Genomic DNA, 13,788 nt, shown 5'->3' with positions numbered 1-13,788 from the left:
CGCCATACCCGAAAGCGCAGGTCACGGAAGTACGCGCCGCGCCCACAACGCCCCGCAGAGAGCCCACACCAACCCCGAGAAGAGACCAGGAAAGGCATCGCATGCCGAAGCAGATATCCGCGGCCCGCCGCACCGCCCTCGCCGGGCTGCTGACGGCCACCTCCCTGGTCCTGGCCCTCGGCGGCTGTGCCTCGTACGACGTCACCGCGCCGGCCGACGCACGGGCCGACGCCCCGGCGTCCGACAGCACGGCCCAGGGCGCGACGACCACGGGCGGCAAGGACCAGGGCGCGGACGGCGGCAGCGACGTCGACTGCCGCAAGGCCAAGTGCGTGGCGCTCACCTTCGATGCCGGCCCCAGCGAGAACACCAACCGCCTGCTGGACATCCTCAAGGAGAACAAGGCCCACGCGACCTTCTTCATGCTCGGCAAGAACCACATCGCCGAGCGCCCCGCCGAGGTCAAGCGGATCGACGCCGAGGGCCATGAGCTGGCCAACCACACCTGGTCGCACCAGATCCTGACGGAGATCAAGCCGGACGAGGCCAAGCGCGAGCTGTCCCGCGTCCAGGACGCGGTCCGCAAGATCACCGGCAAGACGCCCAAGCTGATGCGCCCGCCGCAGGGCCGGACCAACGAAGAGGTCTCCAACATCAGCAAGGACCTCGGGCTGGCACAGGTCCTGTGGAGCGTGACCGCCAAGGACTACCAGACCAACGACTCGGCCCTGATCACCAAGCGGGTCCTCGACCAGACCGAGCGCGACGGCATCATCCTGCTCCACGACATCTACAAGGGCACCGTGCCGGCCATCCCCGGCATCCTCAAGGAACTGAAGAAGCGCGGCTACACGGTCGTCACGGTCTCCCAGCTGCTGTCCCCGGCGAAGCCGGAGCCGGGGATGGTCTACCGGCCCTGAGCGGGGCCCCGTTGGGGCGGGGAGTCCGGCCGCGCCCCGGGGACGGCCGGACACGCAAAGGGGGCGCCGGACCGGTCCGGCGCCCCCTTCCGCGCTGTGCCGCGCGCTACGGCGTACGCATCACCCCTGCGGGCTCTCCGCCTCAACCCGCTTGTGCGCCTTGTCATCGGCGGGCGGCTGATCCTTGGACGGCATGCTCCTCGCCTGCCCCGGCGCCGGCTTCTGCGGCGTGGCCGCCTCCGTGTCCTGCGGGAAGGTCAGCTGCTGGCTCTGCCACTCCAGGGCCGGTACGACCTCGCGGCGCCAGGTCCCGAACTGGTGGCTGCCGTGCGGCAGGATGATGGAGTCGATCGTCATCGGCGGCTTCGCCGCCTGGATGAACTTCATCGTCTCACCGTAATCCGACTCGCCCTGGCGGCTGCTGGCCACCAGCGCGGAGATCTGCGGCGCCGGCAGGTGCTCCAGCCGCCACAGCAGGTCGTGCTCGTGCTCGCGCTGGGCGCCCTCCGGGCCGGGGCCGAAGAGGCTGCCGGTGGTGAGGTCGTCCTTGATCGCGTAGTCACCGGACAGCGAGACCGCCGACGTGTACGCCTTCGGGTTGCGCATCGCCAGCTGGAGCGAGCAGGTACCACCGGACGAGTACCCGAACGCGCCCCAGGCGCTGGGGTCGTGGCCGACCCGGTAGGCCGACTTCATCGCATCCGGCAGGTCCTTGGTGAAGAACGTCTCCGCCTGGGGTCCGCCCGGCACATCCACGCACTCGGTGTCCCGCGGCGGCGCGATCGTCGGCCGGACCATCACGATCACCGTCGGCTGCATCTTGCCGTCGGCAATCAACCGGCCCGCATTCTGCGGAATCTGGAGATGCTGGGCGAGATTCATGATTCCGCCCGGATAGCCGCTGATAACGACCATGACGGGGAACCGCTGCCGGTGGAACTGCTGCTGGAAATACTGCGGCGGCAAATACACAAAGCCCGGGTTAATGGCCCGTGTACGGCGGCCGACGATCCGCACGGACTCGACCTTGCCCACCTTGTCGGCGGGGCCCTTAGGCAGTCCGGTGACCCGGTCGAGGCCCTGTGGGCCCGCCGGTTGGACCAGCCCGCCCTTGATGTTTCCGACCGTGGCGTACTGCCCGTCGCCCTGGCCCACCGACGCCGGGGCCTGGTCGTTGTTGCCCAGCAGCTCGTCCCAGTTGCCGTAGAACTCGAAGTTCGCATTCACGGCCAGGGCGAGCGCGGACACGATCGCCACCTGGGTCACCATGATGGCCCCCAACCTGCCCAGCACCTGCCGCCATCCGTTGCGCGACAACCTCGGCCAGAGCCACACCGTGGCGGCCACACACGCCACCGCCAGCACAACCACCGTGATTTCGAGCGACTGACTGGTCAGCCCCATGCGCCCACATCTCCCGTCACCCTCGAAAGGGTTCTTGCCTTCTTATCGGCCGCCCCCGAGGCACAACGGCGGCTCAGGACAATGGTCACCGGAGAAGACGAGCCCATCTGGGAATCGGATACCTGCGCGACTTATTTCTTACCGACCCCTTGCCCGTTCGTTTCCCCGGCGTGATGTGTGCGAGCGGGCACGGCACGTACGTACGAGACGGCAGAACCGCGCACCTGTTTCACGTGAAACAGGTGCACCGGCAACCCCGTCGGCCGGTGGCACCGGTCGCCGCCACCGCCACCGGCGGCCCAACACACGAGTCCGCGAACTGCGGCCGCCGCATGGCTAGTTGACGTTACGGGCGGCGACGGATCACACGCCCCTGCGACATCACCGACACATTCGCCATTCCTCGCATTGAACGCCTCATACGCAACTACCGCACCACACAAGGAGTCAAGACCCACCGCAGGAACGATCACAACCGTCCTTTATCGACGATCACATGTCTTTTTCCCAAAGATCGATCCCGCTGTTTCGCCCCGCGGACCACCTCCCTTTCCCCGCCCACGACGCACTGCCCGAAACCACATCCCCGCACAACACCCCCGTATGGCCCACCATGCGAGGCGCGGGTTCCCACGAAGAGGCCGGTGCAGGCCGCTACCCTTACGTATCCGTCCTGGTCAGGGACATGTCCGCGCTTCACGGACATTCGCCGCACCCACCACACGCAAGAGAGGTCCGCCGATGGGCATTCGGAGTCTGCTGCGCAACGCTTTCGGTCGCTCCAAGGCGACCCGCGACGAATCCGGCGCGGCCCGGGGCAGCGCCGACAAGCCGGAATCGGCAACGATCCCGGAGGCCCGCGAGGAGTCCACCCCACCCCCGGCCACCCCCACTCCTGAGGCCGAGGTCCCGGCGGCCCGTACGGCACCGGGCGAGGCCCCCGAACCGGCACCGCTGCCGGTGACGGCCACTCTGCCCGCGCAGGGAAGCCCGGTTGACCGCGCGCCGGAGCCCTCGGTGTGCGAGCAGGTCGTACGGGACGAGCCTGCCGCCGAGCCGGTGGCGGTGAAGCCGGCCGAGAAGACCGAGGACCGGGCCGCTGAGAAGGCCGAGGACGCGGCGGGAGAGACGGTCGCGGACGAGGCCGTCTCCGACCTCGTCAGCCGGGCTTTCGACAACCCGGCCCCGGTCGCGCCGACGGAGAAGGCACAGCCCGAGGCCGAGACCGGTGCCGGGACCGAGACCGAGGACCAGGCCGAGAGCTCCGCCGAGGACGAGCCGAAGGCGACCGAGACGAAGGCCGAGGAAGCCGGAGCGGCGGACGAGCCGGCGAAGGCCGAAGAGGCCGAAGAGGCCGCGGAGGACGAGGCCAGGGCCACGGCCGAGGCTGCGGCTGCGGCGGTGGAAGCCCCCGAGGACGCCCCCGTAGCGGAGCCGGTCGCCGAGCCGGCCGCAGCGGAGACCGAGGCCACCGCCACGCCCCCCGCGGAGACCCCCGCGCCCGGCGCCCCGCACCCCCTCGCGGCCACCGCCCCCGCACTCCTCCCCCTCTACGACTCCGCCGCCGCCACCCTGGAGAAGCACCAACTCGCATCCCAGCGCGCCACCGTCTACCTCGTCCTCGACCGCTCCGGCTCGATGCGCAACTACTACAAGGACGGCACGGTCCAGCACCTCGCCGAGCAGGCCCTCGCCCTCTCCGCGCACTTCGACGAGAAGGCCACCGTTCCGATCGTCTTCTTCTCGACCGATGTCGACGGCACCGCCGAGCTGGACCTCCCCGGCTACGAGGGCCGCATCGAGGAACTGCACTCCGGCCTCGGGCACATGGGGCGCACCAACTACCACTGGGCGATCGAGTCCGTCGTCGAGCACTACAAGAAGTCCGGCTCCACCGACCCCGCGTTCGTCATCTTCCAGACCGACGGCGCGCCGACCTCCAAGCCGGCCGCCGAGCGGGCGCTGTGCGAGGCGGCCGGAATGCCCGTCTTCTGGCAGTTCATCGGCTTCGGCGACCCGGACGCCAAGGGCTTCGACTTCCTCCGGAAGCTCGACGACCTGACCGTCCCGGAGCGGCGCGCCGTCGACAACGCCGGCTTCTTCCACGCCGGCCGCGACCCCCGCGGCCTCTCCCACGACGAGTTCTACCAACAGCTGATGGTCGAGTTCCCCGAGTGGCTCACCGAGGCCCGGAGCGCCGGCGTCCTCAAGGACAACTGACCCGTCACGCAGACATCCCCCCGGCCGCGGCCGGGCCCCACCGGGCCCGCCCGCGGCCGGTGCCGTTTTCCCGCACGGCACCGGCTCCGCAGCGCGCCGCGGCCCGCACAACGGGCGAGTCCGCACCCCCTTACCTACGCTGAATGGAGGCGCTCCGTTGGAACCGGTTGCGAGGCGGGTCGTGATGAGTAACCCGAGCGGCGAAGGTGAAGAAGGCGGCGCCGGGGCCTGTCCGGGCACCGGGGCCGGTCCCCCTGCCGGGGTCCCGCCCGCCGAGCCCGATCCCCGGCGGTGGTGGGGGCTCGGCGTGATCGCGATGGCGCAGTTGATGGTGGTGCTGGACGCGACCATCGTGAACATCGCGCTGCCGTCGGCGCAGCAGGCGCTGGGGATCTCCGACGCGAACCGGCAGTGGGTGATCACCGCGTACACCCTCGCGTTCGGCGGGTTGCTGCTGCTGGGCGGGCGGATCGCCGATCTGGTGGGGCGGAAGCGGACGTTCATGGTCGGGCTGGTGGGGTTCGCGGTCGCGTCGGGGATCGGTGGTGCGGCCACGGGGCCGGGGATGCTGTTCGGGGCCCGGGCCCTGCAGGGGTCGTTCGGGGCGCTGCTGGCGCCATCCGCGCTGTCGCTGCTGACGACGACCTTCACGCGGGGGCGGGAGCGGAGCAAGGCGTTCGGTGTGTACGGGGCGATTGCCGGTGGGGGTGCGGCGATCGGGCTGCTCGCCGGCGGGCTGCTGACCGAGTACCTGAACTGGCGGTGGTGCCTGTACGTGAACGTTCCGGTCGCGGTGGCCGCCTGCACCGGTGCGGCCGTCCTCCTGCGCGACCGGGGCGGCCGCGGGCGGGTGCACCTGGACGTGCCGGGCGTGGCGCTGGGGTGCGGTGGTCTGGTCGCGATCGTCTACGGGTGCAGCGAGGCGGCACCCCGGGGCTGGGAGGACGGGCTGGTCGTCGGCATGCTGGTGTGGGGTGTGACGCTGCTGGCCGCCTTCGCCTGGTGGCAGACCCGGGCGCAGTACCCCCTGCTGCCCCTGCAGGTCGTCCGGAACCGGAATCGCGGCGGTGCGTTTCTGACGATGGCGCTGGCCGTGATCGCGATGTTCGGGATGTTTCTCTTCCTGACCTACTACCTGCAGGGCGTTCTCGGGTATTCGCCGATCAAGGCCGGGCTGGCGTTTCTGCCGATGACGGCCGCGATCGTCGTCGGATCGACGCAGATCTCGGCGCGGCTGCTGCACCGGCTCGCGCCGCGGCTGCTGATGGTCCCGGGTGCGCTGCTCGCGGCGGCGGGGCTGTTCACTCTGAGGTTCCTGACCGCGGCACCCGCGTACGCCGCGCATGTCCTCCCCGCCGAGCTCCTGGTCGGCCTGGGCATGGGCCTGATCTTCATGCCGGTGATGGCGACGGCGACGGCCGGGGTGGCCCCGCAGGACGCCGGAGTCACGTCGGCGACGGTCAACACCGCGCAGCAGGTGGGGGGTTCGATCGGTACGGCGCTGCTGAACACCATCGCGGCGTCGACGAGCGCGACGTATATCGCAGGTCATCTGACGCGCGCGGCCCGGGGCACGGGCCGGCCCGGTCTGGATCCGGCGGTCCGGGTGGGGATCGTGAAGGACGGGGTGGTGCACGGGTTCACCACGGCGATCGGGGTGGGTTCGGGGATCATGCTGCTGGCCGCCGTCGTCGCCGGCGTGGTGGTCAACGGGGCGGCACCGCAGCGCGGGCCGGTGCCGGCGACGGACGGCGCGGAGTCGGCAGAGGCGGGAGTGTGAGCGCCGCCGCCGGAGCGGCGTGGCGAGCGGCGGGCCGCAGGCCGCGGCACCGGTCCGTTTCACAGGAAACACGCCGTACCGGTTACTTGCGGCGCGCGTGATGATGGGGGATGCGGGGGGGGCGTTTCACGTGAAACGCACCGGTCCGGAATCCCCGTCCCTTCCCGGCCCCGGAGCCCCGTCCGCCCCCGAAAATCCCCGCGCGACCGCCCCCACCCCGTCCAGTACGATATTGACGTTCCGTAAAGCAAATCCTCACTCACCGTAGCGACTTGGGAGCAGCCGGCAATGGCTCGACACCTCATCACCAGCGCCCTTCCGTACATCAACGGGATCAAGCACCTGGGCAACATGGTGGGGTCCATGCTCCCGGCCGACGTCTATGCCCGGTACATGCGGCAGCGCGGACACGACGTGCTCTACATCTGCGCGACGGACGAGCACGGGACGCCCGCCGAGCTGGCGGCGAAGGACGCGGGGCAGTCGGTCGACGCGTTCTGCGCGGAGCAGCACGACAAGCAGAAGGCGATCTACGACGGCTTCGGGTTGGAGTTCGACTACTTCGGGCGCAGCTCGTCGCCGGAGAACGTGGAGCTGACCCAGCACTTCGCGCGCAAGCTGCACGAGAACGGCTTCATCGAGGAGCGGGCGATCCGCCAGGTCTACTCGAACGCCGACGGCCGCTTCCTGCCGGACCGCTACATCGTCGGCACGTGCCCGCACTGCGGCTACGACAAGGCCCGCGGCGACCAGTGCGAGAACTGCACCCGGGTCCTCGACCCGACCGATCTGATCGACGCGCGGTCGGCGATCAGCGGCAGCGGTGATCTGGAGGTGCGCGAGACCAAGCACCTCTTCCTGCTCCAGTCGGAGCTGCAGCACGAGGTCGAGGGCTGGCTGGCTGGCAACGGCAGCAAGGAGTGGCCGACCCTCGCCTCCTCCATCGCGCACAAGTGGCTGACCGAGGGCCTCCAGGACCGGGCGATCACCCGCGACCTCGACTGGGGCGTCCCGGTGCCGGCCGATGTGTGGCCGGAGCTGGCCGCGGAGGGCAAGGTCTTCTACGTCTGGTTCGACGCGCCGATCGAGTACATCGGCTCGACGAAGGAGTGGGCGGACCAGGCGCCGGAGGAGCGCGACTGGAAGTCGTGGTGGTACGAGGCCGACGACGTCCGGTACACGGAGTTCATGGCCAAGGACAACGTGCCGTTCCACAGCGTGATGTTCCCGGCGACGCAGCTGGGGACCCGCGAGCCGTGGAAGAGGGTCGACTTCCTGAAGGCGTTCAACTGGCTCAACTACTACGGCGGGAAGTTCTCGACGTCGCAGAAGCGGGGCATCTTCACGGACGCGGCGCTGGAGCTGCTGCCGGCCGACTACTGGCGCTACTTCCTGATGGCCAACGCGCCGGAGTCGGACGACACTTCCTTCACCTGGGAGCTGTTCTCGTCCTCGGTCAACAAGGACCTGGCGGACACGCTCGGCAACTTCGTCAACCGCGTGCTGTCGTTCTCCCGTAAGCGGTTCGGCGACGAGGTGCCGGCCGGCGCCGAGGCCGGGGCCGCCGAGCAGAAGCTGGGCGAGGAGATCGCCGGGCTGCTGGCGGAGTACGAGGGCCACATGGAGGCGCTCCAGTTCCGCAAGGCGTCGGCCTCGCTGCGTGCGCTGTGGAGCGCGGGCAACTCCTACCTGGAGGAGAAGGCCCCGTGGCTGGAGATCAAGACCGACAAGGACGCGGCGGCGCTGACGCTGCGGACCGCGATGAACCTGATCCACCTCTACGCGGTGGTCTCCGAGCCGTTCATCCCGACGTCGGCCCAGGCCATGCGGAGCGCGTTCGCGCTGGAGAACGACACCGCCCGATGGGTCTCGCAGGACGAGGCGAAGGCGCTGGCGGCCGTCCCCGCCGGGACGCCGTTCACGGTGCCGCCGGTGCTGTTCGCGAAGATCACCGAGGATGATCTGGAGGCGTACCGGGAGCGGTTCGGCGGCGAGGAGCAGTAGACCGCACCCCGCACATACGGCGAAGCCCCCGGACCGGGTTCGGTCCGGGGGCTTCGCCGTATGTGCGGCCGGTAGGCGAAGGGGCCCGGAACCGAGCGGTTCCCGGGCCCCCTCTCAGGCTCTCGGCGTCACTTCGTCGGCTTGTACGGCGTCGGCTTCGCGGGGCCCGTGCGGATGCTCAGGTGCAGCTCCTTGAGGCGCGCCTCGTCGACCTCGCTCGGGGCGCCCATGAGGAGGTCCTGGGCGTTGCCGTTGAGCGGGAAGGCGATGGTCTCGCGGATGTTGGGCTCGTCGGCCAGCAGCATCACGATGCGGTCGACGCCGGGGGCGATGCCGCCGTGCGGCGGGGCGCCGAACTTGAAGGCGCGGAGCATGCCGCCGAACTCGGCCTCGACGGTCTCCTTGTCGTAACCGGCGAGGGCGAACGCCTTGTACATGACGTCCGGCTCGTGGTTGCGGATGGCGCCGGAGGACAGCTCGGTGCCGTTGCAGACGATGTCGTACTGCCAGGCGAGGATGTCCAGCGGGTCCTTGGTCTCCAGCGCCTCCAGGCCGCCCTGCGGCATGGAGAACGGGTTGTGGGAGAACTCGATCTGGCCGGTGTCCGCGTTCTTCTCGAACATCGGGAAGTCGACGATCCAGCAGAACCGGAACTCGCCCTCGACGAAGTGGCCGGCGCGCTTGGCGGCCTCGACGCGGACCGCGCCCATGATCTTGGAGACCTCGTCGAACTCGCCGGCGCCGAAGAACACCGCGTGGCCGGGCTTGAGGTCCAGGGCGACGACCAGCGCCTTGACGTCCTCGTCGGTGAGGAACTTGGCGATCGGGCCGGCCAGCGCGTTGCCTTCGCCGACGCGGATCCAGGCCAGGCCCTTGGCGCCCTGCTGGACGGCGAAGTCGCCCAGCTGGTCGAAGAACTTCCGCGGCTGGTCCGCGGTGTCCGGCACGGCCAGGGCGCGCACGTGCTTGCCGGCGAACGCCTTGAAGCCGGAGTTCTCGAAGACGTCGGAGACGTCCACCAGCTCCAGCTCGGCGCGCAGGTCCGGCTTGTCGGAGCCGTACTTGACCATCGCCTCGCGGAAGGGGATCCGCGGGAACGGCGAGGTGACCGTGCGGCCGTTGCCGAACTCGGTGAACAGCTCGGTCATCAGCCTCTCGACGGGCTGGAAGACGTCCTCCTGCTCGACGAAGCTCATCTCGATGTCGAGCTGGTAGAACTCGCCCGGCGAGCGGTCCGCGCGGGCGTCCTCGTCGCGGAAGCACGGCGCGATCTGGAAGTAGCGGTCGAAGCCGGCGATCATCAGCAGCTGCTTGAACTGCTGCGGGGCCTGCGGGAGCGCGTAGAACTTGCCGGCGTGCAGGCGGGAGGGGACCAGGAAGTCGCGGGCGCCCTCGGGGGAGGTCGCGGACAGGATCGGGGTCGCCATCTCGTTGAAGCCGAGGGCCACCATCTTGTGGCGGATGGCGGAGATCACGGCGGTGCGCAGCATGATGTTGCGGTGCATGCGCTCGCGGCGCAGGTCGAGGAAGCGGTATTCGAGCCGCTTCTCCTCGTTGACGCCGTCTTCCGCGTTGATCGTGAAGGGGATCTGCTCGGCGGAACCGAGCACCTCGACCTCGGTCACCTCGATCTCGACCTCACCGGTCGGCAGGTCGGGGTTCACGTTGTCGGCGCCGCGCGCGCTGACCTTGCCGTCGATCCGGACGACGGATTCCTTGGTCAGCGAGCCGAGCGCCTCGTTGGCGGGGGTGCCGGGACGGGCGACGAGCTGCACGAGACCGTAGTGGTCGCGCAGATCGATGAAGAGGATGCCGCCCAGGTCACGTCGATTGTGCAGCCAGCCGCTGAGGCGGACGTCGGTGTCGACGTCCGCGGCTCGGAGCTCGCCGCAGTTATGGGACCGGTACCGATGCATCGCTCATCCAAGTCGTCGCGAGTCGAGGTGGGGAGCTGTCGGGAGAGAAGGGGCGACACGAGACTCGAACGCCCGATCGATCGCCTTGTGGATCACCCGAAGACCACCCCAGGAATGGCATAACCGCTCCAGGTTACCGCCCGGCCCCCATGACCTGGTTGACATATCCCCATCAGGCCCTCCTCGACAGGAGACCGGGCGCCCCCGCTGCGAGGATGGTCACGTCCGGCTCGTTGGCCGGGCTTCGTCAAACCCACATAAAGTGATGCAATGCGCACCGAGGATCTCCTGGCCGCCATCGAGACCGGCCTGTGGCGCTGGGACAACGCATCGGGCCGGGTGACCCTCGACGCCGAAGCGGCCCGGCTCCTCGGGCTTCCCGCCGAGCCGGCGGAGCTGACCGAGGCCGCGGTGCGCTCCCGTTTTCATCCCGTGGACTTCGCCGAGATCAACGGCGTCGTCCAGCTCGCCGTCTCCGAAGGGACCCTCGCCGAGGCCCGGCTGCGCATCGTCGACGAACGCGGGCGGGTGCTCCGCATCGTGCGCACCCGCTCCCGGCCCCGGCTCGTCAACGGTGACTTCGATCTGGTCGGCACGCTCCAGGAAGTCCCCGAACCGCAGCCCGGCACGTCCGCGGCGCACACCCCGATCACCGGCGACTGGCGACGCTCGCGCGAGGCGTTCCTCCTGGACGCGGGCCGGGCGCTGGCCGAGGCGCGGTCGACCGCCGAGGTCCTGAGGGTCGCGGCCGGGCTGTCCATGCCGGGGTTCATGCCGGACGGCCTGGCGGTCTTCGGCATCGAGGGCGACCGGCTCTCGGTCATCGGCCACCACGGCCACCGTCCCGGCGATGAGCGGCCGTTCTCCGGCATGACGCTGGAGACCGAGTATCCGGCGGCCGAGGTCATCCGGACCGGCCGGGCCATCTACCTCCCCACCCCCGAGGAGTACCGGCGCCGTTACCCCGCCACCTGGCCGCTGGCCGCCCGCTTCCAGCGGACCTCGTGGGCGTTCCTGCCGCTGGTCAACGCGGGCCGCACGATCGGCGCCTGGATGGCCGGCTTCGCGCAGCCGGTCGCCTTCACGCCCGACGAGCGCTCGGTGCTGACCACCGTCGCCCGGATGCTGGCCCAGGCGCTGGCCAGGGCCGGTGTGCAGGAGTCGCAGCACGAACTGGCGGTGGGGCTGCAGCGCAGCATGATGCCGACGGTGCAGCCCGACATCCCGGGGATGACGGTCGCGGCCCGCTACGTGCCGACCGGCGGCGGGCTGGAGGTCGGCGGCGACTGGTACGACATGATCCCGCTGCCGTCCGGCCGGATCGCGCTGGTCATCGGGGACGTCCAGGGCCACGACGTACGGGCCGCGGGCCTGATGGGGCAGCTGCGCATCGCGCTGCGCGCCTATGCCTCCGAGGGCCACCACCCCGACGCGGTGCTCTCCCGCGCCTCGCGCTTTCTCGCCGGGATCAACGAGACCGAGTTCCGCGGCCTCGGAGAGGACCAGCGCTTCGCGACCTGTCTGTACGTCGAGGTGGACCCGGCCACCGGGCTGCTGGACATCGCGCGGGCCGGCCACCCCGACCCGGCGATCCGGATGGCCGACGGCCCGATGCTGGTCCGGCCCACCGCGGGCGGGCTGCCGCTGGGCATCGACCCGGACACCGACTACCCCACCACCCGGCTCGTCCTGGAGCCCGGCGAGACCATGCTGGTGTGCACCGACGGGCTGATCGAGACCGGCGGCCACGACCTGGAGACCGGCTGGGCCCGGCTGCGCGGCATCTTCGAAGGGCATGAGGCCGGGGCGGACGAGACCAGCGGCGAGAGCCTGGAGCGGCTGGCCGACACCCTGGTCCAGGCCGTGCACGGCCCCTCCTCGCACCACACCACCGGGCCGCTGGTGGACCGCCGCGAGGACGACATCGCCGTCCTGCTGCTCTCCCGCGACGGCGGCAGCTGCGGGGTGGGCACCGGCGGGCGGCCGACGCGGCAGCCCGTACGGCGCACCGTGTTCTCCGTCGCCCAGGCCGAGCCGGAGCGGATAGCGGAGGCACGCCGGCAGATCCGCGCGGTGCTGCACGACTGGGCCGACCCGGACCAGGTCGACGCGGCGGTGCTGATGGTCTCCGAGGTGGTCACCAACGTGCTGAAGCACACCGACGGGGACGCGCTGCTGGTCGCCGAGATCTCCGGTGAGCGGGGCCGCCGGCGCATCCGGGTCGATGTCGCCGACGGCAGCGACGAGCTGCCGCACCGCCGCAGGCCCGGCGAACTGGCGTCCTCGGGGCGCGGTCTGGTGCTGATGGAGCTGCTGGCCGGCGCGTGGGGAGTGGATCCGCGCGGGGACGGCAAATCGACGTGGTTCGAGCTCTACGAGGACGCCGGATCGGCGGTGGAGCCGTCCGGCCCGGTGTCACCGGATCCCGAGGAGCCGGCGCCGGAGTCCGCCGCGTAGCCCTTGCGCAGTTCGTGCAGGACACCGGAGGCGGCTGCGGTCAGCGGTACGGACAGCAGCATGCCGAGGATGCCGGCGACGCTCGCCCCCGCCGTGATCGCCAGCATGACCACCGCCGGGTGCATCTGCACGGTACGGCTCTGGATCATCGGCTGGAGCACATGGCCCTCCAGCACCTGCACGGCGAGGACCACGCCGAGCGCCCAGAGCGCGATCACGATGCCGCGGTCCGCGAACGCCACCAGGATCGCCACCGCACCGGAGATGAACGCGCCGAGGTAGGGGATATAGGCGCCGACGAAGACCAGTGCGCCCAGGCCGAGGGCGCCCGGCACCTGCAGGATCAGCAGTCCGACGGTGATGCAGATGGCGTCGATCAGCGCGATGAAGGTGGTGCCGCGCATAAAGCCCTCGATGGACTGGAAGCCGCGCCGGGCCATCCGCTCCAGCTGCGGCGCCGAGTCGCCCGGCGCCCAGTCGTGCAGCGCGCGGACGGCCTTGTCCGAGTCCCGCAGGAAGAAGAACGTCAGCAGCAGGGCCAGCACCGCCGCGGCGATGAACTGGCCGACGATGCTGACACCGGCCAGCAGCCCGGAGGCCGCGGTGCCGCCGAACTTGGTCACCAGGCTCTTGGCGTTGGTGGCGAGGTCGCTGAGCGAGTTGCCGGCCGTGCCGAAGTGCCGGGACAGGTCCGACGCGGCGTCCTTGAGCGACGCGAGGATCTGATCACCGGTGTCGACCAGCGCGCTGACCACGATGTAGCCGGCACCGCCGACCACGACCACCAGCACGGCGCAGGTCAGCCCGGCCGCCAGCGAACGGTTGAGCTTCATCGCCACCAGCTGCCGGTAGAGCGGCCCGAGCAGCGCGCTGCCGAGCAGCGCCAGCAGGACGGGCGTGACCGCCGCGCTCAGCTCGACGCACAGCCACACCCCGACGCCCAGCACGGCCGCGACCAGGAGCACCGTCGCGCACCAGGCCGCGGCGCGGCGGGCCTCGATGGGCAGCAGCGGCTGCCTGTCGTGCGGCGGCCGGCCGGGCTCGGCGCCGCTCCGGTCTTGATCCGAGTCGTTTCGCACGCCGACAG

At 70.5% G+C, this 13,788-nt stretch carries 8 protein-coding genes; 5 read left to right on the top strand and 3 right to left on the bottom strand.

Translation table 11 applies throughout. The features are described from left to right. The first annotated feature begins 101 nt into the window (after positions 1–101). The gene (locus GR130_RS00505; protein WP_159502887.1) at positions 102–920 is read left to right on the top strand and encodes a polysaccharide deacetylase family protein; all 819 of its coding nucleotides are present in this window, start codon (positions 102–104) and stop codon (positions 918–920) included. A gap of 120 nt (positions 921–1,040) precedes the next feature. On the opposite strand, the gene GR130_RS00500 is transcribed toward GR130_RS00505, so the two are convergent. Further along, positions 1,041–2,324: an alpha/beta hydrolase gene (locus GR130_RS00500; protein ID WP_159502886.1), complete on the bottom strand. Its 1,284-nt coding sequence runs from the start codon at positions 2,322–2,324 to the stop codon at positions 1,041–1,043. Between the two features lie 741 nt (positions 2,325–3,065). On the opposite strand from GR130_RS00500, the gene GR130_RS00495 reads away from it, so the two are divergent. From GR130_RS00495 to metG, 3 genes are all read left to right on the top strand, one after another. Next, a complete protein-coding gene (locus GR130_RS00495; protein WP_159502885.1) occupies positions 3,066–4,544 on the top strand; it encodes a VWA domain-containing protein in 1,479 nt (492 codons plus the stop codon). A gap of 184 nt (positions 4,545–4,728) precedes the next feature. Beyond that, positions 4,729–6,324: a DHA2 family efflux MFS transporter permease subunit gene (locus tag GR130_RS00490; protein ID WP_201304767.1), complete on the top strand. Its 1,596-nt coding sequence runs from the start codon at positions 4,729–4,731 to the stop codon at positions 6,322–6,324. 288 nt (positions 6,325–6,612) lie between these two features. Next, a complete protein-coding gene (gene metG / locus GR130_RS00485; protein WP_159502884.1) occupies positions 6,613–8,328 on the top strand; it encodes a methionine--tRNA ligase in 1,716 nt (571 codons plus the stop codon). Between the two features lie 128 nt (positions 8,329–8,456). On the opposite strand, the gene aspS is transcribed toward metG, so the two are convergent. Then, the gene (gene aspS, locus GR130_RS00480; protein WP_159502883.1) at positions 8,457–10,244 is read right to left on the bottom strand and encodes an aspartate--tRNA ligase; all 1,788 of its coding nucleotides are present in this window, start codon (positions 10,242–10,244) and stop codon (positions 8,457–8,459) included. Between the two features lie 270 nt (positions 10,245–10,514). Here aspS and GR130_RS00475 point away from each other — a divergent pair, with 270 nt between their 5' ends. Continuing rightward, positions 10,515–12,701: an ATP-binding SpoIIE family protein phosphatase gene (locus tag GR130_RS00475; RefSeq protein ID WP_159502882.1), complete on the top strand. Its 2,187-nt coding sequence runs from the start codon at positions 10,515–10,517 to the stop codon at positions 12,699–12,701. Here GR130_RS00475 and GR130_RS00470 read toward each other — a convergent pair. Continuing rightward, complete coding sequence (locus GR130_RS00470) at positions 12,617–13,780, bottom strand: AI-2E family transporter (RefSeq protein ID WP_159502881.1); 1,164 nt, start codon at positions 13,778–13,780, stop codon at positions 12,617–12,619. The two genes, GR130_RS00475 and GR130_RS00470, sit on opposite strands and share 85 nt — an antisense overlap. Positions 13,781–13,788: the final 8 nt, after the last annotated feature.

Origin of the sequence: Streptomyces sp. GS7 (assembly GCF_009834125.1) — a bacterium.
Lineage (GTDB): Bacteria > Actinomycetota > Actinomycetes > Streptomycetales > Streptomycetaceae > Streptomyces.
Note: the sequence above shows the minus strand (reverse complement) of the source record. Positions and strands in the feature narration are given on the sequence as shown.